This window comes from Herbaspirillum sp. GCM10030257 (assembly GCF_042666555.1).
Classification (GTDB): domain Bacteria; phylum Pseudomonadota; class Gammaproteobacteria; order Burkholderiales; family Burkholderiaceae_D; genus Noviherbaspirillum.
In genome coordinates this window covers 44,440-70,437 of the sequence record NZ_JBHTDH010000003.1, presented here as the reverse complement: position 1 = coordinate 70,437, position 25,998 = coordinate 44,440, and the positions used below count along the sequence as shown (strand labels likewise).

The following is a 25,998-nucleotide window of genomic DNA, read 5'->3' as shown; positions in this document are numbered from 1 at the left end:
AATTTAATCGACGGAGTTTACGTAATGGTGTTTTCCTGCGTCAAGATTTATCGGTGCTCGATAATATTTCGACAACTATACCGCGGACATCAACGGTAGGAATTTTTCCATTGCCGTAAGGCAGCAAACACGGCAATAGGTTCCTTGCTAGAAATATTTCCTGTAGCTAATAATCGGTCTGCGATCGCTGGTTCGCGATAACGCAGGAACGGATTTGTCGCCTTTTCGAGGGCGATGGTCGACGGAACGGTCGGTTCCCCCTTGTCGCGCTTGGCTTGCTCTTGCGTCATCCGGACGCGCAAAGCCTCGTTTCCCGGTTCGACCTCCTGCGCAAAGCGCAGATTTGACAAGGTATATTCATGCGCGCAAAACACTTTTACATCGTCCGGCAATGCGGCGAGCTTGCCGAGTGACTCTGCCATTTGTTCCGGCGTACCTTCAAACAAGCGTCCGCAACCGCCGGCAAAAAGGGTATCGCCACAGAACAGCCATGATTGCTCGGGCGAATAGTAGGCAATATGGCCACGCGTATGGCCGGGAACGTCCAACACCTCGAAACGAAGGTTCAGGCCGGGTACATCAACGTTGTCTCCCTGTTGTAAAGGATAGGTCACGCCAGAAATCACTTCTTGACGCGGGCCAAAAACCGGTACATTAAATCGCATCAGTAATTGCGGCACACCGCCGACATGGTCAGCATGGTGATGTGTCAGTAGAATAGCGGCGAGGGAAAGACCATGTGCAGCAAGGGCGTCGAGGATAGGCGTCGCGTCGCCCGGGTCAACGACGGCGGCGCGAGTACCATCATGAATCAGCCAGAGGTAATTGTCCTGGAACGCGGGAACAGTCAATACACTTAACATACGATGGATCACCGGTTACCTGAAAAGCCGATTATAGCGCTCGGTCCCTGGCTCGAGACGCCAGTGGGCAGCTATGTGCGCGCCTGGCAACAGGAACGACTGGATTTGTTGACGGCTGACATCTTTGGTTTCAACGCGCTGCAAATCGGATTGCCACAGATTAATGCGCTGAACGCCAACCGGATGCCGAACAAGTGGCTGACGGATACCCATATCCCGAACGAGAACGACGGCAGTGATGGTTCGTCACGCATCGTGGTCGTGCACGACTTTGCTGAATTGCCTTTTGCTTCACAAAGCCTGGATTTGGTGGTTTTGCCCCATGTTCTGGAGTTCGCCGAGGAACCGCACCAGGTCCTGCGCGAGGTCGAGCGGGTGTTGATTCCCGAAGGCCAGGTGGTGATCTGCGGCTTCAATCCCGCCAGTCTATGGGGATTGCGTCAGGTTGCGGGTCGCCTGACTGGCGCCCATTTCCTGCCGCAAAACGGTGAATTCATCAGCCTGCCGCGCCTGAAGGACTGGCTCAAGCTACTCAATATGGAAGTCAACCGTGGCCACTTCGGCTGTTACGCGCCTCCCTGTATGACCGAAAAATGGCTGACCCGGTTTGAATTCATGGAAGAAGCCGGCAACAGGTGGTGGCCTTACCTCGGTGCAGTCTATATAGTGCAGGCCATCAAGCGGGTACGCGGCATGCGCCTGATCGGTCCAGCCTGGACCAGGAAGCCCGCCCACGCGCGGCAGGGCGTCGCCGTCACCAATCGTGTTCAAAAACATAAGTGAATAAGTAAGAGCTGAAGTACAACATGGATAAAGTAGAGATTTACACTGACGGTGCCTGCAAGGGAAACCCTGGCGCCGGCGGGTGGGGCGCGTTGATGGTTGCGGGCGAGCATACGAAGGAAATGTTCGGTGGTGAAAAGAACACCACCAACAACCGCATGGAACTGAAGGCTGTGATCGAGGCACTGAGTGCGCTCAAGCGTCCCTGCACGGTCATCGTGCATACCGACAGCCAATATGTGCAAAAAGGCATCAGCGAATGGATACACGGCTGGAAAGCACGCGGATGGAAAACCGCTGCCAAGGAACCTGTCAAGAACGTCGATTTGTGGCAAGCCCTTGATGCGGCGCGCGCGACGCATACAATTGAATGGCGGTGGGTAAAAGGACACGCCGGGCATGAAGGCAACGAACGGGCTGATGCGCTTGCAAATATGGGCGTTGCGTCAGTGTCCTGAACTGTTCTGTTGTGCTACATTCGTCCAACAGCAAAAATGTTGCAATTTGGAACGATATAAAGACAAATGAATACCCGGAGACTGCTTTACCCCGTCATCGCGGCGGCCGGAATTACCGCACTTGGCGCTTACGCCTATTTCGAACAGCGCAAACCCCAGGGACCCACCGAACAAACTTCGACACCGACGCCTGAAAAAGCCGGGGGCTTACGCGCTTCGGCGAATAATAGCCCGGCTGCCGTCGATGTCGCCAAGGTGACCGTCGTCAATCTGGTCGACGATGTCAATGCCGTCGGGAATATCCGATCCAATGAATCCGTTGTGATCCGACCCGAAGTAGCAGGACGGATTACCCGCCTCAATTTCGATGACGGTCAGCGGGTGAAGAAGGGACAAGTGTTGGTTGCCTTCGACTCTACCGTCAATCAGGCTGAAGTCTTGCAGGCAAAGGCGGAACTGGGTATTGCCAGGGCAAACTTCGAGCGCAACGCCGACCTCGCCAAGCAGAAATTCATTTCCGACCGGGCACGTGACGAATCGCGGGCCAACGTGCAGGTTCTGGAGGCCAAGCTGGCGCTGGCGGAAGCGCGCTTATCCAAACTGGAAATCAAGGCACCGTTCTCGGGCATTGTCGGGATACGTACCGTCAGTGTGGGTGACTATGTCAAAGATGGTGCGGACCTTGTTAATCTGGAAGATATCTCCAGCGTCAAGGTCGACTTCCGTATCCCGGAACGCTACGCCGATCTGGTGCAACGGGGGCAGGCGATCGAAGTGATTGTCGACGCCTTGCCCGGCAAACCCTTCAAGGCCAAAGTCGACGCCGTGGATCCCCAGGTCGACAGTTCCGGACGCTCCGCGCTGCTGCGCGGACGCATCGACAATCCCGAAGGCCGTTTAAAGCCAGGCATGTTTGCACGGGTCCGGTTGCTCCTTGCTGAACGGGAAAACGCATTGATGGTGCCCGAAGAGGCAATCGTTCCCCAGGGCGGCAAAGTGACTGTCTGGAAGGTCGTCGACGGCAAGGCCATGCGCACGGAAGTAAAGACCGGGTTGCGCCGTGCGGCCAAGGTCGAAATCGTGCACGGCCTGTCGGCGGGCGACACCGTCGTCACTGCCGGCCAGATCCGACTGTCCAAAGACGGCACGCCGGTCCGGATTGCGCCGGGTACGCCGAACGCGCAGGGTGGTTCGCCCTCCGACAAGCCCGCCGTCCAGGGAGGCCCCAGCCAGGCGGCTGCGCCCGCGGACGGTGCGGTACTCGCTAAACGCTAAGCGGAGAGCACATGGTCTTATCCGACATCTGTATCCGCCGTCCGGTCTTTGCCACCGTGATGTCCCTCATCATCGTGCTGATCGGACTTGTCTGTTACAAAAGGCTGGCAGTACGCGAATATCCGAAGATCGACGAACCGGTGGTCACGGTGGAAACCCGGTATCCGGGAGCGAGTTCTGAAATTGTCGAATCGCAGGTAACCAAGCCGATGGAAGATTCGATTGCCGGCATTGACGGCATCGATGTCCTGACGTCGATTTCACGCGCTGAACAAAGCCAGATCACGGTTCGCTTTCGTCTCGAGAAAGATCCCGATTCCGGCGCCAACGATGTGCGCGACCGCGTATCTCGCGTGCGCTCCAAGCTGCCACAAACCATCGAAGAGCCGGTCATCGCCAAAGTCGAAGCCGATGCCAGCCCCATCATGTGGCTTTCGTTTTCAAGCGACACCAGGTCCGCGCTCGACCTGAGCGATGTGGCCAACCGTATCGTCAAACCGCGTCTGCAATTACTCCCGGGTGCGGCCGACGTGCGTATCAGCGGCGAGCGCAAGTATGCAATGCGCGTTTGGCTCAACCGCGACAAGCTTGCATCGTATCGGCTGACACCAGCCGACGTTGAAGATGCTGTGCGAAAGCAAAACATTGAAGTGCCAGCCGGTCGTATCGAATCACGCCAGCGCGAATTTTCCGTCGTATCGCAAACCGACCTGACAACGCCGGAGCAGTTTGAAAACATCATCGTCCGCACGGTCAATGGCTATGCTGTGCGCATACGCGACGTGGCCCAGGGTGAGGTTGGGCCGGCGCTCGAGCGCTCGTCGGTCCGGTTCAATAAAAAGAATGCTGTATCGCTGGGCGTCATTCGCCAGGCGACCGCCAATCCGCTCGAGCTCGCGGGCTATGTCAAGGCCGAGCTGCCGAGGCTGAACGAGGAGCTGGCGCCCCAAGGAGTGCGTATCGATATCTCGGTGGACAACACGTTGTTCATCGACCGCTCCATCAATTCGGTGTACAAGACGATCGGCGAAGCGGTGATACTGGTCGCTATTGTCATCTTTGTTTTCTTGCGTTCGTTCCGTGCTGCCATCATTCCCTTGGTGACGATTCCCGTTTCGTTGATCGGGGCGTTCGCTGTGATGTCGATGGCCGGCTTCAGTATCAATACGCTGACCCTTTTGGCACTGGTGCTCGCCATTGGCCTTGTGGTTGATGACGCGATCGTCGTGCTTGAGAATATTTATCGCCATGTCGAAGACGGCATGAAACCCTTCGATGCGGCGATCAAAGGCGCGAAGGAAATCGGCTTCGCAGTCGTCGCGATGACGCTTACGCTTGCCGCCGTGTATGCCCCGGTTGCATTTACCCCCGGCCGCACTGGCAGATTGTTTGTTGAATTCGCGTTGACGCTCGCAGGCGCTGTCGTTGTGTCCGGACTCATCGCACTCACGCTGTCCCCGATGATGTGTTCGGTGCTCCTGCGCCACCAGGAACAGCATGGCTTTTTGTATCGTACGATCGAGAGCGGTCTGAACGGCTTGACCAAGGGATACCGTCGTCTGCTAACCGCAAGCCTGTCCAGCCGTTGGCTGGTCACCTTGATCTATCTGCTTGTGATCGGCGGCCTGGTGTGGCTGGGTGCCAACCTCAAGAGAGAACTGGCACCGGTGGAAGACCGCGGCACCATCTTCACTTCCTTGACAGGACCTGACGGCGCATCGCTGGAATACACTGAAAAGTATGCAAACCGTCTCGAGAAAATCGCCGAAGAAACCAAGGAAATTGACCGCATGTTCATCATCGCCGGTAATCCGACAGTAGAACGCGGCATCGCCATTTTCCGTACGGTCGACTGGGCCGACCGTGATCGGTCAACCTTGGACATGATTAAGGAAATGCAACCGAAGATGGCAGGCATACCCGGCCTGCTGGCCTTTCCGAATGCACCGCCGTCACTCGGTCAATCGATCCGGGAGCGCCCGGTGAACCTGGTCGTGATGACCAACGCATCTTACGAGGAACTGCAGGGCGTGGTGCAAAATATCGTCGCTGAAGCCAGCAAGAATCCCGGACTAGTTAACATCGACACGGACCTGCGACTCAATAAACCACAGGTCAACGTGGACGTGGACCGCGACAAGGCGGCCGATGCCGGTGTTCAGATCGAAACCGTTGGTCGCACGCTGGAAACCATGCTCGGCGGACGCAACGTAACGCGCTTCAAGAAGGGCGGCGACCAGTACGATGTCGTGGTCCAGATTCGCAATGGCGAGCGCGACGCACCCGACGATATCAATAACATCTTTGTTCGCGGTGTCGGCAAGAATGGCACGCCTGATCAGATGATCCCGTTGTCCAGCCTGCTCAAGGTCAGGGAAACGGTCGCCCCGCGTGAGCTGAATCACTTTGGTCAGCGGCGCGCGGTCGTGATCTCTGCCAACCTTGCCAATGGCTACACGCAGGGCGAGGCAATCGATTTCATGGAGCAGACTGCCAAATCCATCATCAAGCCGGGTTACGCAACCGACCTGTCCGGTTCATCACGTGAGTTCCGTGCATCCAGTGGCAGCCTGGCACTAACCTTTATCCTGGCATTGGCATTTATCTACCTCGTGCTTGCTGCGCAGTTCGAAAGCTTCGTCGATCCATTCATCATCATGCTCACCGTCCCGCTTTCGATGGCCGGTGCGCTGGCGGCATTGAAATGGACAGGCGGGACGCTGAACGTGTACAGCCAGATCGGTCTCATCACATTGGTCGGGCTGATTACCAAGCATGGCATCCTGATTGTGGAATTTACCAATCAATTGCGGGAAGAGGGCAAGTCCATGCATGACGCCATCATTGAGGCTGCCGTACTGCGTCTGCGTCCTATCCTCATGACAACAGGTGCAATGGTGCTTGGTGCGATTCCGCTTGCGCTTGCCACCGGCGCGGGTGCAGAATCGCGAATCCAGATTGGATGGGTGATTGTAGGCGGCATGAGTTTTGGTACCTTGCTGACCTTATTTGTCGTCCCCACCTTTTACACTTTCCTTGCGCGCAAGAAGGCCCATTTGCCGGCGCCGGTTGATCCGGCCGAGCCCGTGGCCCCGGTTGCCGCTACTGCACATTAAACATGCGACAAATCGTTCTCGATACTGAAACCACTGGTCTTAACCCACGTTCCGGCGACCGCATCATTGAAGTCGGCTGCGTGGAAATCGTCAATCGCCGCCTGACCGGCAACAACTTTCATACCTACATCAACCCGGAGCGCGACTCGGAAGAGGGCGCACTCGCCGTACACGGCTTGACGACTGAATTCCTCAGCGACAAGCCGAAGTTTGCAGAAATTGCGGATGAGTTGCGCGATTATGTGCGCGATGCCGAAGTCATCATCCACAACGCGCCATTCGACCTCGGGTTTCTCGATGCCGAGTTTGCACGGCTTGGGTTTCCGCGTTTCGCTACACACGTCGCAGCCGTAACCGACACTTTGGTGCAGGCAAAGGAAATGCACCCCGGAAAACGTAATTCGCTTGACGCCTTGTGCGATCGCTACGGCATTTCGAATGCGCATCGTGCATTGCACGGCGCGTTGCTCGACGCCGAACTGCTCGCCGAGGTTTATCTCGCGATGACACGTGGCCAGAACAGCCTCACAATCGACTTGACCGTGGAGTCCAATACGTCCGGCGGCGAGCAATTGATAGAATCAATTTCAGTCTCCGAGATGGTCATCGTGCGCGCGAGCGAAGATGAAGTCGCTGAACACGAAGCCTTGCTGGACCGGCTCGATAAGGAAGCGAAGGGCAGTTGCGTATGGCGCCTGGAATCGGCTCCCGCAGCAAATTGATTCATCGTGGCATCTGTGCGATAATGCCGACCTCCCGGACAGTTAGCTCAGGGGTAGAGCACCGCCTTCACACGGCGGGGGTCACTGGTTCAATCCCAGTACTGTCCACCAAGAATTCGTACTAATAAACAAGGGCTTAAGTCGCTTTCGGTGTCTAGCAAAATACACCGGTTAGATGATTTAAGCCCTTGTTTTTATTCAGTCTGCTTCCGAGCAATTAGACAGATTTCCAGTGCTTTCGCCGCCCAGGCGATCAGCGAAATCCACTGCTTTTACAGCGGTTCCATACGTCGGTCAGCGCATTCCATTCTTCGTCTGTTGGGTATTCTCTGGGCCAGTACGGCCAGTTCAGGATAGGCGGCCTCTTCGGATTTGCGCCGGGGCCGGTCGCCCGTCTTGCGTTGAAATGCCGACGTGCAGTTTTTCTCGTCCCATGCCGAGTCATTGAATTTTATTGCCTCTGCTGTGTCCAGCAACGGCTCCCACTGCGTCACGTCATATTGAAACTCTGCAAAATCAAGAGGCATTTTCCACTGTGAGCAATGCCATTTCCCGTTGAGCCGATACCGAATTGCGTAGCAAGTAGCAGTGCGCATTGTCCGAGAATATACTGTATAAAAACACAGTATAAATGGCAGCGTAAAGGCCATGCAATAAAAGTGTCGACACACCCGAGTTGTAATTTTTAGTGATATTGTTTAAGTGATTTCTGTTATTCAACCTAGACAAAAAGGGCAGATGCACATGGCAAAATTTAGCGGGTTTGATCAGCTTTCTCGTAAATTAAACGATTTTCAAAAAGCACTGGAAGGCCTTGATGGTCAGTTGGGTGAAGTGAGCTTCGACCCGAACGATCCGGCCAGTATTGAAGCAGCGATCCAAGCCGCAGAGACAATGATCGATGAAAGATTGCGGCAATACGAAAGCAACTCGATGGTTCAGTCCACAGGTGAGCAACTTAAGGCAAAGTACCGCGACATCATCATTCAACGGGCCGCCGAACTGCGGGCGAAAGGTGGGCAGGAATAATGGGTGGCGAGCTGGACGTATTTACACAAATCAATAATGCGGTCCTCGATTTACAGGCGTCACACTACCAAACGTATGTACGACCGATGAAGACGCTCGCTCGTCTTTTGCAACATCCGAGCTTGGAAGCCGCGAATCGACGACTGACGGAAGGCGCTGACTTAGACGCGTTTCTATCTGAAAGTGAGGGCACTGGCGGCAGCATGATAGGTAGTCATCGTCTTGCCTGGCCCGCTGAACCAGAAAAAGGCCTTGGACTGACACTGCTTCTGATAGAAAAGTTTGCCCAAGAAGAGGATTATGCGATCAGCTTTGCGCATTTCTATTTTCATTCTGGTAACACGCATAATGCTGGACTACATTCTTTGATTCGCCAGCTGATAATCCCGTTCGTCAGAGATTACAAGGCGTACATCATGAACCAAGGAAATGTGGAACCTAAGCTTGTGAAGCCAAAATCAAACAATGTTTTCATCGTGCATGGCCACGATGGTGAAGCGCGCGAATCCGTTGCCCGGTTTCTTGAGAGCCTAGGCCTGAAAGCGATAATTTTGCATGAGCAGGCGAACCGGGGACGTACTGTTATCGAAAAGGTTGAAGCCAATAGCGATGTAGGGTTCGCGGTTGTCTTGCTGACACCAGACGATGTTGGGCGTGCAAAAGGTGATGCCGAGCTTGAGCCACGCGCCAGGCAGAACGTGCTTCTTGAACTGGGCTACTTCATCGGAAAGCTTGGACGGGAAAACGTATGCGCGCTCAAGCGCGGTACGGTTGAAATCCCAAGTGATTTCGCCGGCGTGGTGTGGGAAACGATGGATTCCGGGACAGGGTGGAAACAGGCTCTTGGTCGCGAATTGGAGGCGGCAGGGTACAGCATCGACTGGAACAAAGTAATGCGACCGTAGTACTTCCGTTGCAAACGCATGCACTCTGCATGTGCTCGCTGTTTTCTACATTAAAATGAACAAAAAATCATGTGAATCGTTTCACATGATTTTTTGCAGCAGGTCTGGTTCAATAGCGACTCCGCCAGCGCACGGCGAAACATATAGCGCCACTTTTCCTTGATACGGCCCCAGTCGGCTCGTTATTATGGATTCACGCAAAGGAGATTCGTATGCAGAGGGATGCACTAAATTTTTCTGGATTTAATGACGTGACCACTTCAGTTGCACCAGACGCCTTGGTTGACTACTTCAAATGGCGATTGACTCTTTTGCAGGGACTGGCGGGTTTGCTCACGGGTCAAGACGAGTCCTGCAGTGCCGTGACACCCGAAACGCTGGAACTAAACAGGGTGTTGGTGGACGAACTATGCGACATGCTGCCGATACTGCTCCGTAGCTCGGAGAACAAGCGATGACTGCACGCGAACTTGTTATTTCGAAGGCCGATGCCGCCGAACGGCAGTTATGTACGGCGATTTGGCTTTGGTTTCAGGACATGGATCCTGTTTCGATTCACGGATTGGCGACAGCAGCATTAAAGGTATTGTGGCGCTTGCATCAACGGTTTGGTACCGGGTATCGCACCTTTGAAGAAACTATGCTCGAGGATTTCATTCGAGCAGATAAGCGCAAAGAAGTCATAGAAATTTGCAACGCTACCGCAAATTTTATTAAGCATAGTGACAAAGATCCGTTTGCTTTCCATAAGTTTAATCCGGAAAGTACAATTTTTGTGATGGTAGACGCGTCGTCTGCGTTGCAGGCACTCAATGGTAGGTTGCCGATGGAGTGCCAGGCACTTCACGCATGGATGGCCGTGCACCATGCGGACCTATTCAAGCAAGACGATCCCCACGTACAAGCAAGACTTGCATTGGTATCAGGCTTACGTGGCACGCTTGCAAGCAAGAGTGATTTCTATCAGCAGTATATTAAGATGACCCAAAGGGCTACAGCTCAAGCAGCCGCTATGCATAAGCCGAGTGATCTTCCTTTGCAGTCTTTTAAATAACTGTTCAAATTTTAATTTTAAAGATGCAAACTCAACTGGATGCAAAATCGCTAGTCTTGGTCGTAGGTGCAGGAGCAAGCAAAGAAGTCAATTTACCCATCGGCTCAGAGCTTAAACGTAGCATCGCGACGGCACTCGATATCCGCAACAGCGATAGGGGATTCAATCAAGTTAGTGGTGATCGTGTTGTCACAGCTGCTTTAAGAGAGCTCGTCACAATGGAGGGAAGCCGTAGCGGCGTCATAGATCACTATATCCATGCTTGCCACAGGATCAGGGACAACATGCCGCAGGCTGCTTCAATCGATAATTTTATTGACGGCCATCGTGACGACTCTATGATCGCACAGTGCGGAAAGCTTGCCATTGCACGTTGCATATTAGAGGCAGAACAAAACAGCAAGTTGTATATTAATCCAAGCAATATCTACAACAAGCTGGATTTCGAAGGAGTCCAGCACACGTGGTTCAACGCCTTTTTTCGGCTTTTAGTCGAAGGGTGTCAGAAGCAAGATATGGCTGAACGGATGTCACGGGTTGCGATAATCACTTTCAACTACGATCGATGCATCGAACAGTATTTGTACGAGGCGTTAATAAGTTACTACGGCCTTGAGCCGCAGGCGGCCGTTGATATGCTTTCCAATTTAACTATCTACCATCCTTATGGATTTTTAGGTCCTTTGCCTTGGCAGAGCCCCCGTGGAGCTATTAAATTTGGAGAGGATGCGGACCCCCGCAAATTGGTAGAGATATCAAAGAATCTGAGAACCTTTACCGAAGGAACAGATAAATCTCATAGCGACATCATTAATATTCGGTCCACCATGCATACGGCAGAGCGTGTAGTGTTTCTTGGGTTTTCCTTCAACCCTCAGAACGTCGAACTGCTCTACCGAGACCACGAAGTTAGGTATCGGGACTGCCCGGTTTATGGAAGCGCATACGGAATGTCAGAAAGCGATGTCGCAATGATCAGCGGTGAATTAGCAAGCTATGGCGGCCACCCTAACCACCGCATACATTTGAACCGAAACTTGAAATGCGCGGAAGTATTCAGCGAGTACGGTAGAAGTATGTCGTTGCGCTAATTTAATTCTCGTGTCCTGCATCCAATTGCGCTGCTACTGCGGCACGATTGGCACGCGGGGTCGACTTAAGAAGACGGTCGCGACCTTCCATATGGGCTGCGGCAAGCTTGCTTCGGAGCGTTTGTGGCCTGATCACGATTGGCATGCCCGCGTTCTCGTTCCAGTCGTGCAAAAGTTTCTGCGCTTGCGCCTCCTTGTCGTCATCCCGTTCCACAATTCCCGACACCCACATTTCAGTGATTTTTGCCTGTACTGCGGTATGCAGAGCCTTGTCCTGATATATCGGCATGTTCGTCCGGCTCTGTTTCGCGATGACCGTCGGATTTAGGCCAATCGATTTCCAGAATGCACCCGATAGAGTTACGTCGGCGACTTTCTGACCTTTGGCGTCCTTGGCGACGCCAGTGGCGGCTAACTTCGCGCCGGCCACTGCATTCTTCGCCGCCGTTGGGAGCACAGCGACAAAGGCACCGCTCCGGTCGCCAAGCGCCCACGCATCCCAGGCGTCTAGCGCTTGATTAACCAGGCCGCCGTAGGCCGGACCGGCCAATTCGGCCCATTGGCGATCGCGCCGTTGGGCGTCGGACGGCTTCAGGATGGATGTCGCCGGCAGCATATTTCCAAGACCAAGGCGGCCGCTAAAATCGAACGGCAGCTGTGTCGACACACCGTAACGGGCAAGATCGCCCCGGACTTTGCCGATGGTGTCGTATGCCCATTTGCGCTTGTCACGTTTGATGTTTGTGTCGTGGCCGCTCAGCTGACCGACTGGCTGGCAGCTGATGAGGCGCCAGCGGGTTTTACTGTCGACCAGGACACGGAATTGCGTGCGGTCGGCGAGGGCAAAGCCACCGTCCGGTACACACGTCACACGCTGGATACCGAAGACGTCCGCCGCCACATCTCAGCGGGAAAACAGTGCACCCGCTTAGCTCTTACGTGGAACGACCGCGTGTCCTTCGTGCTGCACAGTGATTTTTCCATTCGACGACTCGCACCCTTGGATGTGCTGAAGGAAAACACCGAGGCGGCAAAGGACGATCAGGAGCGTTTCGACACTGATTTCGTCCTGATGACAAGTGAATTGAATGGCCTGCTGTCCTCTTTGCTCCAAGCGTTCGGCGGTGAGAAGGAACGGATTCCTGCGGCTAAAGAAGAGAAAGTCGAGGAAGAATGCCTGGTGTAGCGGAGCTCCTGCCCTTCGGGGCAGGGCTCTTTGCCAGGCGTGATTTCGAAAAGGCGCCCGTTTTACCGACGGCACTTTCACTCAAAACGGAATCACGCCTGGCAAAGAGTGGGAGTTTCCGCTCTTCCCAGCAGGTTTAACGCTAAACCTGTTGGCCGCGCCAGCCAGCGTGGAATAAAACAGGCCCAGATCGCTAACCATCGTTGTCCATGAAGTCAAAGCGCCGCAAGGGAAGCGTGTTGATGATCCAGGCATATTTGCGCATCAAGATGCTGACAGGCCTGCGCAAGGGCGATATCTTGCGCCTGACAAAAACGGACTGCCGGGACGACGGGATCCACGTGCAGCCGTCCAAGACCCGTAAGTCCACCGGCAAGCGGCTGATCTATGAGTGGTCGCCCGAATTGCGCGCCGCCATCGATGAGGCCGTGGCTGTACGTCCGGCGTTGTCACCGTACCTGTTCAGTAACAAATTCGGCCGCTCGCTATTCGAAGAGGAGAAGGGCACCACTAAGGGATTTGACACGATCTGGCATTCCTTCATAGAGCGCCTGCTGAAAGAATCAAAGGTCACGCAGCGCTTCACCGAGCACGACCTACGGGCCAAAGTGGGTAGTGATGCGGAGAGCCTGGAGCGTGCACGCCAGCTGCTGGCGCACTCGGATTCGCGCATGACAGAGCGGGTTTATCGACGGAAGCCTGAGCGCATCAAGCCGGCGGGAAGCTAAACCATTTGGATTAGAACAGCCGTAAAAAAGCCCGCAACTGCGGGCTTTTTTTATCACTACACGAACTTACTGTGCCGAACGGTCCGCGTCCGGAGAGGGCTCGTGCATTACCGATAACGCGGTCTTGATGGCGCTCTGCTCGAGCGACTTCAGGCGCGACGCGAACTCGCGTCGTACGTTACCGCTCTCCATGCTGGCATCGGATACTTTCTCTGCCAAAACGGCTAAATGGTCGAGACTAATTTTCAAAGCATGTGCGATGCTTATGGCAGTTTTGAAATCAAGATTTTGTCGACCTGTCTCTATCTTGCTGAGTGCGGCTGGGGTTAGCGCAACTGCAGACGCTAACTCTGTGGCGGACATCCGTGCTGCCTGTCGAGCAGTGCGGACGGCGAAACCAATTTGAGTTAGTTCCATATTTTTGCTCCAAACAAATGTAATTTATCTCGGGGCAATTGCTTCAATTGCCCCGAGATAAAAAAGAATTTACTCCTGGAGAAAGTCACAAATGATCTTTACCCATTGGGCGGCTAGGAGAAGATTTTTTCCTGTCGCGCCCCAATCCCGTGAACGTCTTTGATTCCCTTGTTCAAGACAAGCTTTTACATCTTTCAACTCTTTTACAGCGCGTCGCACAGATGAGTCTTGTACTTCGCTGTAACTTTCGATAAGGAAAGAAATTTCCTTTATGAACTTCTGAACTTCTGTTGCTTTGTCATTCTGTGATGCAGCCGGATCGGCGTTGTGCAAAGAAAGCATTGGTCGGACCTATTAGGTAAATTGGGATTGACGACTCGTCGGGGGCCATGTAACTCATGCATAACTCCAAATAGGAAAAGGGATAAATGAAACAGCGGGTTGATAAAATTTTATTTCAAATAAACGCCATCAGCTGATGACAGGAAACACTATAACAGAAACTTTCGATTATAGATAATTTCTTTTTTCGATTTATGTCGATCTGCGCAAAATAGCGCATCAAGCCATTGCGGGAGCTGGGGGCAGTAGGAGGTATATTACGATCTCGGAATTTCGAAGGAGAAAGAATGCAGCCACAGATACCACCAGCACAGCTTGCGGCGGAATTTGACGCACTTATTCGCGCGATACCAAATCGCAAGACACTGCACCACGATATCGACGTAAACCATGAATGGCTGGGTCAAGCAGTCGGCTTGGTCATGTTAGCGGATCCTTTACGTGGTAGTTTCTTCAAAGGACTAGTTGAGAATTTATATAGCCCTATTTTTAATCCCGCCGACATCATTCAGAAAATAATCGTGTCTTTGCAGCAATATAAAACGGAGTGGCGGATGAAGTCAGGCGGGCCGCTTACGGTTGCTTTTGAAGCCGGTAAGCCCTTTGATTATTTTGATGAGGTTCGCAAAATCTTAGAGTCGGCAACTATTGATGTGCTGGTTGTAGACCCATATCTGGGTGCAGATTTCGTGTCGCGCTACCTGCCGCATGTGAAGCCTGGGGTGAACATACGTTTGCTTATTGAGAACCAAGTCAATCAGGTAAAACCCGCTGTTGATCTGTTTGCACAACAGAACGGCGTACAGGTCGAGGTACGTAAGTCCAAAGACATGCATGATCGATTCATCTTCATCGACCAGCGCGAGTGCTTTCACAGCGGCGCAACATTCAAGGACGGTGCCGTCAAATCCGCAACGCTTTTGACTCAGGTAACCGATGCTTTCAGCGCTATGCTGCACACATACGAAACGGCTTGGGCCGCTGGTAGAGCGATTTAAACTGCCGAATCAATTAGACAAATCAGATTTACTAGACAAGAGCAGGGCGCAAAGCTTTGCGGCGTCTGAGTTACCGGCTTGCGCGGTCTGGTTCAATCCCAGTACTGTCCACCAGATTCCTGCAGCAAACTGTATTTCTACCGATGAATTAATTCAGACGGACGGCAGTGCCGCAAAAGTAAAAATAATAGTATGAAACAAGTTAAAGCCCGCGTGTAAAACGTGGGCTTTTTCCATTTTGGAATCTGCTCTTATCTCCGGTGACGAAATCGCAGACCGGGACCAACACGGTGATCCTTGCCTCATGGCCCCGAAGCGGGCTAGACAGGACTTCTATATAGTCATAGCTACTTGCAAAACAAAGAAACTTGCGTAGGTCCGGTACAGTCTCATAGATTGCAATTTTGTCAATCGGATTAGCAGATCTATCAGGAGGCTTGAATGAGAACGGTCCCTGGCTCACCGTCGGAGTGCAGCAATCTTTTGCTGTCAATGTTGCCTGTGTCCGAATATCAGGCATTGCTTCCGCATCTTGAGTTTATCGATACACCGCTTCATTTTGTGCTCTTCGAGCGGGACAAACCAATTAACTACGCGTACTTTCCCCTGATCGGCGAGCATTCCATTCTGGCGACCATGGAAGATGGCTCGGCCGTGGAAGTTGGCACTGTTGGTTATGAGGGCATGTCGACAATTGACCTCCTTCTTGGGGGAGACTTGGCCATCGAACGTACTGTGTGCCAAATCCCCGGCAGTTCTCTGAGGATGCCCGCGAGCGTTTTCAAGGAGATGACTGCAACGGACACCGTCTTGCGACGCGTCGTGTTGAAATACCTTCAGGCGTATCTGAGCCAGGTTTCCCAATCGGTTGCGTGTAATCGGTTACATGGACTAGAGCAGCGGATGGCGCGCTGGTTGCTCATGAGCCACGACAGGATGAAGCGCGATGAATTTCAGATTACGCAGGAATACCTGGCGATGATGCTAGGTGTCCATCGTCCCAGTGTCAGTTTGATTGCGGGGACGCTGCAACGTGCTGGTCTCATCGAGTACAAGCGAGGCAATGTGCATATTGTTGACCGCGAGGGACTCGAAGAGGTGGCTTGCGAGTGTTATGGCATCGTCAGGGCACAATTTGAAAGGTTGCTTGGCGTGCGTTCGTAACTTGTAAAAGGCGAAGCGCGCGATCTGATGGCTCTTGGAGGCAAGTACGCTTGACGTGGCCTTCAGGTGCCACGCGGTGACGGCATGTACACCGAGAGCACCTGGCATAGCGCATCGATGAAGCCCCTGCATTCCATTGGTTTGACGATGTACTCGCTAATTCCGAGTGCACGGGCACGATAGCGGTCGGATTCTTCCGATGACGACGATAAGACAACGACCGGAATGGCGGCAAGGCCAGGATTGAACCAGCGTACCTGCTTGAGAACTTCAATGCCATCAAGTTTCGGCAGCTTCAAATCCAGCAGGATGAGCGCCGGATTGCCGGGCCGGCGTTGTGCATGCTGCCCAAGTCCAAGCAGGTAATGAAATGCGTCTTCACCATCGCGGACACATTCCAGTCTATGGGGAATGCCGCACTGGTCAAGAGCGGTGGTCGTCAATTCCACATCATGTGGATCGTCTTCGACTAGCAGGATGGTTGGCAGCATGATGGGCCGGAATTTTATCCCAAGTAGACACGTCCCGCATTGGCCCTCATATGGTTGCCGTCTGTCACGACAAGATGTTGCGGCCATCATGCAATCCGGAATTTTTACGTGTCTGCACGGTTCTTCAACTGTTCGAGATTTCCTTGGCCTTGCTTGCGCTCGATTGGTTGAGACACCATGTCCTCGTGAACAACTACCTTCAAATTCTGACTAAGTAGCAGGAGGTGCAAGGCCCTATGAAAAGCAATGATCAGACACTACTTAAAAAACTCGCTTTTACTCTTCAATATTTGTGGCGACTTGCCATCCCCTTCTGGATGTTTCGCGACGCCGGGCGTGGAACCGTGGAGCAGCGCATCGCAAACTATCGGTATAACCGAGCCCAACGCAAAATCCTGCCATTCTTTATGGGGAAATGGATTGGGATTGCCGTCTGCATGATGCAGCTCACCCGGGTATTGTCTGACCTGATGGCGACGGCAAGTACCCAAAGCGCCAACTACATGTGTGCGGCGTTCTTCTGCATGAGCGCCGGAATCGGCTTTGCGTTTGCCTGCATAGTCCTGACAGTGCTTTCAGCAAGTTATCTGTATCTCACCTATGTAAAGCGATAATCCGCCTGGTTCGTTATTTATTCATTCGTCGCGCAGTCTTGATTGTCGCCGTCCTGGTCAATAAAACATAGACGAAGGCATGGTAAAGTGTCGCCCATTCTCACGCGGCAATATAGCCGCTATTACAAGAACGGTATCCGGGTGACATGGTATTCAGCTCCGCAACTTTCCTGTTTTATTTCTTTCCTGCATTCCTGATTCTCTACTATGTACTGCCATGGAAGAATCCGGTACTGCTGGTCGCCAGTCTCGTGTTCTACGCATGGGGCGAGCCGCGGTTCGTGCCCTTGCTGATGTTTTCGGCGGTGCTGAATTACGGTGTTGGTTACGCGATCCAGCGTTTTGCTGCCAGAAAAAAGGCGCTGTTGTGGTTTGGTGTGGCCGCCAATCTTGTCTTTCTGATGTATTACAAGTACATCGGTTTCTTTGTAACCATCGCTAACGAACTGGTTTCGTTGTTTTCGAGCCCGCTACATGTCCCGGAAATCATCCTCCCGCTAGGGATTTCGTTTTTCACATTTCAGGGGATTTCCTATCTTATCGATGTGTACCGGGGCGACGTCAATGCACAAAAGAGTTTCTGGACCTTCGCGATGTACAAGGCGATGTTCCCCCAGTTGATCGCCGGGCCTATCGTCCGGTACCGACAGATAGCGGACGAAGTTGACCACAGGGCGATACCGAATGCACGGGTACTGGCAGGTCTGCAACAGTTTATCGTTGGGCTCGCCCAGAAGGTGTTGATTGCCAATACCGTGGCGCTGTCGGCAGACAAGCTCTTTGCGGTGGCACCTGACCAGCTGTCGACCACCGGGGCGTGGATAGGAATCGCGTGCTATTCCATCCAGATCCTGTATGACTTTGCCGGATACTCAAACATGGCCATCGGTATCGGTCATATGATCGGCTTTAGTTATCCCCCCAATTTCAATCGCCCTTATTCTTCAACCTCGGTGACTGAATTCTGGCGACGCTGGCACATTAGCCTGTCGTCTTGGTTCCGTGACTATCTTTATATTCCGCTTGGTGGCAATCGCGTTTCGCCGCTCAGGACCTACGCAAATCTTGGCATTGTATTTTTACTGTGCGGCTTGTGGCATGGTGCAGCATGGACATTCATCATCTGGGGTGCCTGGCATGGCGCGCTCCTCATCATAGAACGCATGGGACTTGGCCGTATGCTGGAAAGATTGCCGGCGATGGTGTCGCAAGCCTATACGCTGCTTGTGGTGATGATCGGATGGGTATTCTTCCGGGCCAATGATGTACCGCATGCGTTGAAGTTCCTGGGCGTGATGTTTGGCGGCGCATCCAGCAGCGCGCATCCCTGGCAGATGGATTTTGGTGCAGCTGCTGCGGCAGCACTGATCATCGGCACCTTGATTGCGACCTGGCGTTTTTCCGACGACATGGCGGCCCCGAGTGCCACACCGCGGAAGGGCCTGCATCTCGCATTTTCTTCCTTGCCTTTGCGAGCTGCCGGCGCGGCAGCGGCATTTGTCCTTTGCGCGGCCAGCCTTGCTGCCGGCACCTATAACCCGTTTATTTATTTCCGTTTCTGACATGGCAGGCTTCGCTACGCAGATTGCTGCAAACGCGGCAAAGATTATGGTTGTGACCGTGCTGCTCATCCCCGCGTTGCTGGCGACCGGCGGTCGGCAGGAAGGGGTAGGGGAGAATCGCAACCTTGCCAATTTCCCCGAGCGACCGCGCGACTGGGACAGCATCGTCAAATTTCCTGCCCAACTTGATTTGTGGATCAACGACCATTTCGGATTTCGCGATCTGCTCGTCAAGCTGAATAACCGGGTCCGCTATACGTTGTTCAAGCAGTTCCCGACCATGCAAGTCATTGAGGGCAAAGGAGGAAGAATATTTCTGGCTGCGCATTCGACAGCGCATGCGCCCTATGCAGCAATCACTCAAGCCTGTGGCTACGAGTATGAGCATGTCGAAGGAATTGCGAAGCAGCTTAGCGCGTTTGATGCGGGATTCCGCAAATTGGGCGTCGATGCCAAGATGTTGGTTGCCCCGAGTTCGCCGGTTCTTTATCGGAATGAATTGCCGACATGGCTTGCTCAGCGCTGTGATCCGTCCACTGAGCCAGTCCCGCGTGTGCTTGCATCGGATATCTTGACGCCCCAAGCACGTCAGCGCGTCTATTATCCAATAGACGACATGCGTGCCATCGAGCGCACTGCAAACGTGATTCCCGTGACCTGGTTTCATTGGTCCGGGACCGGACCACGTATGGTCGCCGAAGCCAGTGTGCGTCATTTCTGGGACGCCAAGGCACGTGCCACACCGACACTCCATACGTCGCAGCAGTCTTTGCCGTCAGATATCGCCCATCTTTTTCCTGGCGTTGAATTGAATAGCTCGGTCGAAGTCGCCGATTTCAAGGCTTCGGGTATTACGGAATGCGGAGGGCCAAGCTGCTACCCGCAACTTCAGGCGGCCATGGCCAAGCTTGGTGACGTATCACGTTATATCAATCCTCTTGCTCCCAATCGCCGTTTGGTTATGTTGTCCGATTCGTTTGGGCGGCATATTGCAGGGTGGTACGCTCCCTATTATCGTGAAGTGATCCATCTGTCGACCAATAATCTTGCTCAACTGGATGATTCCGAAATTCATGGGCTACGGTCAGCCTTCTTCCAATCAGCAGAACACACCCATGTACTATTTTTGTATCACGATGGATCGTTGCTGAGCGGACGTTTAGCCGTTGACCTGGGTAAATTGGGAATTTGATTTTGTATTGAGAATGCTATCGCGTTCTGCCGCTCCGGGGGTATGGCCGTGTTGCCGGTCATTTGTGTAGCACGGAGTGCAACGACATTTCAATGCGCGCTTTGCCCTGCGAGTCAAGCAATCCGCCTCAATCTACAAGGATACAAAGACGCTTTGGGAGGAAAGTATGTGAGTACCGCGGAGAGGAAGTTTCGGCCCGCGGATACGTATATATGATCATGCTGCATTCAACGAACCAGCGGTCGCAGATGAGCAATATATAAATCGAATGTTTAGCTCAACCAGCGAATGCCGAGATACATCAAACCAATACTTACCGCGGAGGACGTAGCAATGCAAAGGGCAGCTTGCAGCTTATTAAAGTTAAATCCGGATTCGGCTTGATAAGCAACTGCATTTTGTCTTGCGTTTCTCATGGCATCCCCGTTGATAAATGGCAATTGCTTGCTCTATGTCATTCTAACGAAATCATGACACTAATCAATAGTTCAACAGGCAACTTTCTTGAATTTACTTTTGATTAAAAGCAAACTTTGACTAACGATGCTTTCAGGAAATTACGGCAAGTTGATTTGATGGAGTGATGGTCATGCACGCACATGGCACAACGCGTATGCATTCTCTATGGAAGGAAGCATATCGACGAAAAAAAGCCCGCGTACCTTTCGGTTGCGGGCTGAATCCAATTCAAGAAGAGTTGGAGGAGACAGATTCACTATAGTCCACTGATCGGGACTCGTCTGCTTTTTTCTCGCAATAACTGATATATGAAATCTGAATACCATACCTGTCGTGCAGACTCATATAGCTGTTCGAAGCAAATTATTCGCACGACTTGGTCAAACAGACCTCTTGATGTTATTACACTGGCAACGGCTATCCTTTTCTACCGGGTCTCGCTACCTGACTGAAGGGCTTACGTGCATTCTTGCCTGGCGTAACCGGGGCAGCACCTGTAAATACCTTCCGTGATTTGGTTGCCGTTCCAACAGTATTGGGGCGTTGACCAGCTCGCGTTGGCGTTCCTACTGAAGGCGGCGTATAGCGCGGGACCAGATGTCGGTCACTGTTGCCGATCAGGTCGGAACGGCCCATGCGCTGCAAGGCTTCGCGCAGAATTGGCCAATTTTCCGGATCGTGGTAGCGGAGAAAAGCTTTATGCAAGCGCCGGATCTTGCCGGCACGTACAGTCTCTACCGCTTCAGAGTCTGCAGAAATTTTATGCAGCGGATTCTTTCGCCCATGGTACATCGCGGTTGCCATCGCCATTGGCGTGGGTAAGAAGGTCTGTACCTGATCGAGCTGGAAGTTATTCTTCTTCAGCCAGATAGCGAGGTTGAGCATGTCTTCGTCGGTTGTGCCTGGATGTGCAGCGATAAAGTAGGGAATCAGGTACTGTTCCTTGCCTGCTTCCTTTGAAAAGCGCTCGAACATTTCCTTGAACGCATAGTACGAGCCCATGCCGGGCTTCATCATCTTCGAGAGCGGGCCATCCTCTGAATGCTCTGGCGCAATCTTCAGCAAACCCCCGACATGGTGAGTCACCAGTTCCTTCACATATTCGGGTGAACGAACTGCCAGATCGTAGCGCAGTCCGGAACTGACCAGAATCTTCTTGATGCCGGGAATGGAGCGTGCCTTCCGGTACAACTGGATCAGCTTGCTGTGATCGGTATTGAGGTTCGAACAGATGCTCGGATATACACAAGACAGTCTGCGGCAGGACTCTTCAATTTTCTTGTCCTTGCATGCGAGGCGGTACATGTTGGCAGTTGGTCCGCCCAGATCAGAGATCGTGCCGGTAAAACCCTTGGTCTTGTCGCGGATCAGCTCAATTTCACGCAGGATCGATGGCTCGGAGCGGCTCTGGATTATGCGACCTTCGTGCTCGGTGATCGAGCAGAATGTGCAACCGCCAAAACAGCCTCGCATGATGTTGACTGAGAAGCGGATCATTTCCCATGCGGGAATCCGCGCCTTGCCATACACCGGGTGCGGCGCGCGCGCATAGGGCATGTCGTAGACGCCGTCCATTTCGTCCATCGCCAGCGGCAGGGGCGGCGGGTTCAGCCAGACATCCCGCTCACCATGCGCCTGCACCAGTGCGCGGGCGTTACCGGGATTGGACTCCAAGTGCAGAATGCGTGATGCATGGGCATACAGAACAGGATCATCCTTGACGGCCTCATAGGCCGGTAATCGTACAACGGTCTTGTTGCGCTGTTCCTTTAATGCTGCCTGACGTTCTTCACGGCTAAGGATCAGAATCGGCTTTTCGGCTGCAAGAGTCGGTCCGGAGGCACAACTTTCCGGTTCCTTGGTTTTCATTTCATACGGGTCCGGATGCGGCTCCACGCGTCCGGGCGTGTCGTAGCGGGTCGAGTTCGCTTCTGCCCAGTCGGTCGCAGGTTTCCACCCGCTTGGGACCATGAAGGCAGTTCCGCGCAGATCCCGGATTTCCTTGATGGCTTCGCCTGCGGCTAGACGATGCGTCAGTTCGACCAAAGCGCGTTCTGCATTTCCGTACAGCAGGATATCGGCCTTGGAGTCTGGCAGTACCGAGCGACGGACCTTATCAGACCAGTAATCGTAATGGGCGATGCGGCGCAGACTAGCTTCAATGCTGCCGACGACAATGTTGGCGTCTGGAAAGGCTTCGCGTGCACGCTGCGCATAGACAACGAGAGCGCGATCTGGTCGCCTGTTAGGGTCGCCATTGGCGGTATAGGCGTCCTCAGAGCGGATCTTCCGGTCAGAGGTATATCGATTGATCATTGAATCCATATTGCCGGCGGTAATGCCAAAATACAGATTCGGTCGCCCAAGGGCACGGAATGCGTCCGCAGAATGCCAGTCTGGCTGGCTGATAATACCCACCCTGAAACCTTGTTTTTCAAGCAGACGTCCGACCAGCGCCATACCGAAGCTTGGGTGATCGATATAGGCGTCCCCTGTGACCAGAATGACATCGCAGGAATCCCACCCAAGCTTATCCATTTCCGCGCGCGACATGGGCAGATAGGGAACAGGCGAGGTGTAATCGGCCCGATAGCGGGGATAGGAAAACAAGTTTTTGGGTGTGTTCATGTTGGGGCGGATTGTACCGGAAATGCGTTGCTGACGGCTCCCGAGTGGGCATGTCAAGAGGCCAGTGTGCTAAGACAGGCAGGGTAGTCAGGAGTTGCCGGATAAGAGGCAATTGGAGGCAATATTCAGATAGTCAGCGAACAATCCGACCGGGTGGTGGTAAGGGAGGTGCTGCGGTTGACCGCGCCGGGAAATCACGGAAAAACTGCCCCATGATGCCTCCACCGGAAGGAATCCGGTGGCCTTTGGCATACATGCATTGCTGAAAGCCGATGTCGTAACGCCGCTGAAGTTGCGCTGAACTGCTTTCAGCTGCGCCGGCTCCGGCAAGTCCGCCAAGCGCCAAGCCGCTGCCGGCCCCAACTGCTGCTCCACGTCCGCCGTTGATTGCGGCTCCCGCCGCAGCACCAAGTAAAGTCCCGAGCGCGGCAGAGCGCGTACCACTGTCAATTCCGGCACTGTCAGGCGTACCGCCACTGACTTGCTCAGAGGCGAACTGCCTGCATACTTCGTTGTCGGCCCGAAACTCTTCAAAGCTCTTCCCCATACCGGGAAGCACCATGACGCTAGGTTGGTTGGGTGGCACAGTTGTGCAACCTGCAACGAAAACAAGGACGGTGCCAACCAGCAAGCTGTGCGGCGTCATGGCCATTCCTGTTTACCGCAAATCTGATGGTTGCGGCGACACCAGTTCCCAACCATTGGGACACTCGCGAACATACGGATAGTAAGCTTGGGCGGAACGGCAGTAGTACCACCATGAGTTTGCCTGCTGCTCACGCGCGTTCTTTTCCATGTAGGCCTGCGGAACACTAGGAACGGTGATGACGGGTGGATAGGTATAAATGCCGGGATGGCGGTAGTAGCTCCAGGCGCCGACCAGTGGAACCCCAAGGACAATGCCGACTGAAGCATGCGGCCGTCCATGCCAGCGCCCGTAATATCCGTACCCGCCGTGTGCCCAGGCTAGTTCGCTGAAGAGTAATCCAATGACCAGGATAATAAGAAACCGTGGTTTGAATGCTTTCATGGACGCCTCCGTGCAACGGCCTGCACGATTGTGCAATGGGGCCATGTTATTGGACATATTCATTTGTGATGAGTTCGACAATATGCCACGCTTGGATCGCAGCAGGGAACCATGCAAAACCCGTTGCACAACGGACTATCAGTGTTCCTCGGTGATTTCTTTTCCTGATGGCCGCTGGCCATAACAGGCGGAACTCGCTTGTCAGTCCGTCATCAAAACTTTCCCGTTGCCGCTATGGCATCGCTCAATGACAGGAGATCTATCATGATGCAAGCAAACGAACTGCAGCAACGCTTTAGTCATGTGGAAAGCATGATTCACGAAGCCGCACAGCGCTGCGAATCGACGCAAAGCGTACCGATGGAGCTGAAAAATTGCATGCAACAGCTGGATCAGAGAATGGACCAGGCGCGAGGCATGATGAAATCGCAAGATGAGCAACAGATCGTGCAGTGCGTGGATGATCTGGAGCAGCTGGGTGATCGCGCAAAGGATGCCTGCGAAAACGCGCCGATGGTCGACAGCGAACTCAGGGATGTGGTGATGCAGGCTCACCGTGAACTATCTGACCTGAAACACCAGTTGCACTGATGCGGATAGTGGAGGTGTTTTATTGAACTGTAGCGCTGAGCCGATCACTGCAGCGCAAGTAAAGGCTGACGGTCCTGCCCTATATGGCTGATGGCGAATCGATAAGAGCTCATGACCAATGCTCCTCTGAAGGCGGGTCGGTCCGGCTTCAGAGGAGTTCCATCAAATTAAGCTGGTATGTCGGTTTGACACCGATTACTTGCCCGGGACGGCATCCGGCAGCACGACGTTTACGTCCAGAACTTCCAGGTTGCCCTGGCGGTCAAGTGAAATCTTGATATCGTCGGCGTTCACGTTCGCATACTTTGAAATCACCGCGATCAATTCCTTATGCAGTGCTGGCAGAAAGTCAGGACCGTCTCGGCCATTGCGTTCGCGGGCAATGATTACCTGCAGGCGTTCTTTCGCCGCACTTGCGCTTTTGGGCTTGTTATTAAACAGGAATGAGAGTAGCGCCATATCACTTACCCTTGAAGAGTCTCTGGAACAAGCCAGGTTTTTCGTAAGCGGTAAAGCGCATCGGCACTTCATGCCCCAGGAAGCGCGCCACGACGTCCTGATAGGCTTCCGAAACATCGCTGCCTGTAATGTGAATCGCCGGATTACCCTGGTTTGACGCGTGCAAAACCGATTCCGATTCCGGAATGATGCCGATGAGCGGAATGCGCAGGATTTCCTGCACGTCGGTGAACGACAGCATTTCGCCAGCTTCGACCCGCTTGGGAACGTAGCGGGTGATCAGCAGGTGTTCCTTGACGGGTTCGCCACCGGCCAGGGCGCGGCGCGATTTGGCCTGGATGATACCCAGAATGCGGTCCGAGTCACGCACAGACGAAACTTCCGGGTTGGTGACGACGATCGCCTCGTCGGCGAATGTCAGCGCCATGACGGCACCGTGTTCGATACCCGCTGGCGAGTCGCAGACGATGTATTCAAAATCCATCTTGCGCAAGTCATTCAGGATGCCCTCCACGCCTGCCTCGGTCAACGCATCCTTGTCACGTGTCTGCGATGCGGGCAGCACAAACAAGTTGTCGCAATGCTTATCCTTGATCAGGGCCTGGTTGAGGGTGGCTTCTTTGTTGATCACGTTGATCAGGTCATAGACGACGCGTCGCTCGCAACCCATGATCAGGTCAAGGTTACGCAGACCGACGTCGAAATCGATCACAACGGTCTTGTGTCCGCGCAGGGCGAGTCCTGACGCGAAACTGGCGCTGGAGGTGGTTTTACCTACGCCTCCTTTACCCGACGTTACAACGATGATTTTGGCCACAAAAAAACTCCTTAATTGACAAAT

Annotated in this window: 27 protein-coding genes, 1 tRNA gene and 1 pseudogene; 18 read left to right on the top strand and 11 right to left on the bottom strand. The window is 53.5% G+C overall.

Translation table 11 applies throughout. From position 1 onward, the window contains the following. Nucleotides 1–89: 89 nt before the first annotated feature. Nucleotides 90–863 (bottom strand): hydroxyacylglutathione hydrolase, encoded by a 774-nt coding sequence (gene gloB, locus ACFQUU_RS05065; protein ID WP_382243577.1) that lies wholly within the window; start codon nt 861–863, stop codon nt 90–92. A gap of 3 nt (nt 864–866) precedes the next feature. On the opposite strand from gloB, the gene ACFQUU_RS05060 reads away from it, so the two are divergent. From ACFQUU_RS05060 to ACFQUU_RS05035, 6 genes are all read left to right on the top strand, one after another. Next, on the top strand, nt 867–1,646 hold the full coding sequence (locus ACFQUU_RS05060) for a class I SAM-dependent methyltransferase (protein WP_382243574.1): 780 nt from the start codon (nt 867–869) through the stop codon (nt 1,644–1,646). Between the two features lie 23 nt (nt 1,647–1,669). Beyond that, nucleotides 1,670–2,104 (top strand): ribonuclease HI, encoded by a 435-nt coding sequence (gene rnhA, locus ACFQUU_RS05055; protein ID WP_382243572.1) that lies wholly within the window; start codon nt 1,670–1,672, stop codon nt 2,102–2,104. Between the two features lie 66 nt (nt 2,105–2,170). Further along, nucleotides 2,171–3,379: an efflux RND transporter periplasmic adaptor subunit gene (locus ACFQUU_RS05050; RefSeq protein ID WP_382243569.1), complete on the top strand. Its 1,209-nt coding sequence runs from the start codon at nt 2,171–2,173 to the stop codon at nt 3,377–3,379. Nucleotides 3,380–3,390: 11 nt separating this feature from the next. After that, nucleotides 3,391–6,495, top strand: a complete 3,105-nt coding sequence (locus ACFQUU_RS05045; protein ID WP_382243566.1) for an efflux RND transporter permease subunit — start codon at nt 3,391–3,393, stop codon at nt 6,493–6,495. Between the two features lie 2 nt (nt 6,496–6,497). Further along, nucleotides 6,498–7,217, top strand: coding sequence for a DNA polymerase III subunit epsilon (dnaQ, locus tag ACFQUU_RS05040; protein WP_382243563.1), 720 nt, complete (start codon nt 6,498–6,500; stop codon nt 7,215–7,217). 36 nt (nt 7,218–7,253) lie between these two features. Continuing rightward, nucleotides 7,254–7,328, top strand: a tRNA-Val gene (locus ACFQUU_RS05035). Between the two features lie 161 nt (nt 7,329–7,489). Here ACFQUU_RS05035 and ACFQUU_RS05030 read toward each other — a convergent pair. Continuing rightward, on the bottom strand, nt 7,490–7,744 hold the full coding sequence (locus ACFQUU_RS05030; RefSeq protein ID WP_382243560.1) for a hypothetical protein: 255 nt from the start codon (nt 7,742–7,744) through the stop codon (nt 7,490–7,492). A 217-nt stretch (nt 7,745–7,961) separates the two neighbouring features. On the opposite strand from ACFQUU_RS05030, the gene ACFQUU_RS05025 reads away from it, so the two are divergent. From ACFQUU_RS05025 to ACFQUU_RS05010, 4 genes are all read left to right on the top strand, one after another. Further along, nucleotides 7,962–8,246: a hypothetical protein gene (locus tag ACFQUU_RS05025; RefSeq protein WP_382243557.1), complete on the top strand. Its 285-nt coding sequence runs from the start codon at nt 7,962–7,964 to the stop codon at nt 8,244–8,246. After that, a complete protein-coding gene (locus tag ACFQUU_RS05020; RefSeq protein ID WP_382243554.1) occupies nt 8,246–9,151 on the top strand; it encodes a TIR domain-containing protein in 906 nt (301 codons plus the stop codon). The genes ACFQUU_RS05025 and ACFQUU_RS05020 overlap by 1 nt, the downstream gene beginning before the upstream one ends. A gap of 454 nt (nt 9,152–9,605) precedes the next feature. Continuing rightward, the gene (locus tag ACFQUU_RS05015; RefSeq protein ID WP_382243551.1) at nt 9,606–10,205 is read left to right on the top strand and encodes a hypothetical protein; all 600 of its coding nucleotides are present in this window, start codon (nt 9,606–9,608) and stop codon (nt 10,203–10,205) included. 23 nt (nt 10,206–10,228) lie between these two features. After that, nucleotides 10,229–11,296 (top strand): SIR2 family protein, encoded by a 1,068-nt coding sequence (locus tag ACFQUU_RS05010; protein WP_382243548.1) that lies wholly within the window; start codon nt 10,229–10,231, stop codon nt 11,294–11,296. Between the two features lies 1 nt (nt 11,297). On the opposite strand, the gene ACFQUU_RS05005 is transcribed toward ACFQUU_RS05010, so the two are convergent. After that, nucleotides 11,298–12,167: a PLxRFG domain-containing protein gene (locus ACFQUU_RS05005; protein ID WP_382243545.1), complete on the bottom strand. Its 870-nt coding sequence runs from the start codon at nt 12,165–12,167 to the stop codon at nt 11,298–11,300. Here ACFQUU_RS05005 and ACFQUU_RS05000 point away from each other — a divergent pair. Next, nucleotides 12,051–12,482, top strand: a pseudogene (locus ACFQUU_RS05000) (recombination-associated protein RdgC); the annotation flags it as partial. The gene ACFQUU_RS05005 and the pseudogene ACFQUU_RS05000 sit on opposite strands and share 117 nt — an antisense overlap. A 209-nt stretch (nt 12,483–12,691) precedes the next feature. Then, nucleotides 12,692–13,210: a tyrosine-type recombinase/integrase gene (locus ACFQUU_RS04995; protein ID WP_382243543.1), complete on the top strand. Its 519-nt coding sequence runs from the start codon at nt 12,692–12,694 to the stop codon at nt 13,208–13,210. A 66-nt stretch (nt 13,211–13,276) separates the two neighbouring features. On the opposite strand, the gene ACFQUU_RS04990 is transcribed toward ACFQUU_RS04995, so the two are convergent. Both ACFQUU_RS04990 and ACFQUU_RS04985 read right to left on the bottom strand, forming a co-directional pair. Then, a complete protein-coding gene (locus ACFQUU_RS04990) occupies nt 13,277–13,627 on the bottom strand; it encodes a helix-turn-helix domain-containing protein (RefSeq protein WP_382243540.1) in 351 nt (116 codons plus the stop codon). Nucleotides 13,628–13,696: 69 nt separating this feature from the next. Further along, nucleotides 13,697–13,969, bottom strand: coding sequence for a hypothetical protein (locus tag ACFQUU_RS04985; RefSeq protein ID WP_382243537.1), 273 nt, complete (start codon nt 13,967–13,969; stop codon nt 13,697–13,699). A gap of 287 nt (nt 13,970–14,256) precedes the next feature. Here ACFQUU_RS04985 and ACFQUU_RS04980 point away from each other — a divergent pair, with 287 nt between their 5' ends. Beyond that, nucleotides 14,257–14,967 (top strand): hypothetical protein, encoded by a 711-nt coding sequence (locus ACFQUU_RS04980; RefSeq protein WP_382243534.1) that lies wholly within the window; start codon nt 14,257–14,259, stop codon nt 14,965–14,967. Between the two features lie 441 nt (nt 14,968–15,408). Continuing rightward, entirely contained in the window at nt 15,409–16,131 is a 723-nt protein-coding gene (locus ACFQUU_RS04975) for a Crp/Fnr family transcriptional regulator (RefSeq protein ID WP_382243531.1), read from the top strand. Nucleotides 16,132–16,193: 62 nt separating this feature from the next. Here the strand turns inward: ACFQUU_RS04975 and ACFQUU_RS04970 are convergent, their stop codons facing one another. Further along, nucleotides 16,194–16,622: a response regulator gene (locus ACFQUU_RS04970; RefSeq protein WP_382243528.1), complete on the bottom strand. Its 429-nt coding sequence runs from the start codon at nt 16,620–16,622 to the stop codon at nt 16,194–16,196. A 236-nt stretch (nt 16,623–16,858) separates the two neighbouring features. On the opposite strand from ACFQUU_RS04970, the gene ACFQUU_RS04965 reads away from it, so the two are divergent. The 3 genes from ACFQUU_RS04965 to ACFQUU_RS04955 all read left to right on the top strand — a co-directional run bounded on the left by ACFQUU_RS04965 (nt 16,859) and on the right by ACFQUU_RS04955 (nt 19,990). Next, nucleotides 16,859–17,236 (top strand): hypothetical protein, encoded by a 378-nt coding sequence (locus tag ACFQUU_RS04965; RefSeq protein WP_382243525.1) that lies wholly within the window; start codon nt 16,859–16,861, stop codon nt 17,234–17,236. Between the two features lie 146 nt (nt 17,237–17,382). Next, entirely contained in the window at nt 17,383–18,798 is a 1,416-nt protein-coding gene (locus ACFQUU_RS04960; protein WP_382243522.1) for an MBOAT family O-acyltransferase, read from the top strand. 1 nt (nt 18,799) lies between these two features. Continuing rightward, nucleotides 18,800–19,990: a hypothetical protein gene (locus ACFQUU_RS04955; protein ID WP_382243519.1), complete on the top strand. Its 1,191-nt coding sequence runs from the start codon at nt 18,800–18,802 to the stop codon at nt 19,988–19,990. 876 nt (nt 19,991–20,866) lie between these two features. Here the strand turns inward: ACFQUU_RS04955 and ACFQUU_RS04950 are convergent. The 3 genes from ACFQUU_RS04950 to ACFQUU_RS04940 all read right to left on the bottom strand — a co-directional run bounded on the left by ACFQUU_RS04950 (nt 20,867) and on the right by ACFQUU_RS04940 (nt 24,107). Then, nucleotides 20,867–23,077: a YgiQ family radical SAM protein gene (locus ACFQUU_RS04950; protein ID WP_382243516.1), complete on the bottom strand. Its 2,211-nt coding sequence runs from the start codon at nt 23,075–23,077 to the stop codon at nt 20,867–20,869. Between the two features lie 133 nt (nt 23,078–23,210). Beyond that, complete coding sequence (locus tag ACFQUU_RS04945) at nt 23,211–23,723, bottom strand: hypothetical protein (protein ID WP_382243513.1); 513 nt, start codon at nt 23,721–23,723, stop codon at nt 23,211–23,213. Between the two features lie 12 nt (nt 23,724–23,735). Further along, on the bottom strand, nt 23,736–24,107 hold the full coding sequence (locus ACFQUU_RS04940) for a hypothetical protein (protein ID WP_382243510.1): 372 nt from the start codon (nt 24,105–24,107) through the stop codon (nt 23,736–23,738). A gap of 264 nt (nt 24,108–24,371) precedes the next feature. On the opposite strand from ACFQUU_RS04940, the gene ACFQUU_RS04935 reads away from it, so the two are divergent. Further along, entirely contained in the window at nt 24,372–24,698 is a 327-nt protein-coding gene (locus ACFQUU_RS04935; protein WP_382243508.1) for a hypothetical protein, read from the top strand. Between the two features lie 195 nt (nt 24,699–24,893). Here ACFQUU_RS04935 and minE read toward each other — a convergent pair whose 3' ends face one another. Further along, nucleotides 24,894–25,157, bottom strand: a complete 264-nt coding sequence (gene minE, locus ACFQUU_RS04930; protein ID WP_382243505.1) for a cell division topological specificity factor MinE — start codon at nt 25,155–25,157, stop codon at nt 24,894–24,896. 1 nt (nt 25,158) lies between these two features. After that, nucleotides 25,159–25,974, bottom strand: a complete 816-nt coding sequence (gene minD / locus ACFQUU_RS04925; protein ID WP_382243502.1) for a septum site-determining protein MinD — start codon at nt 25,972–25,974, stop codon at nt 25,159–25,161. Between the last annotated feature and the right edge of the window lie 24 nt (nt 25,975–25,998).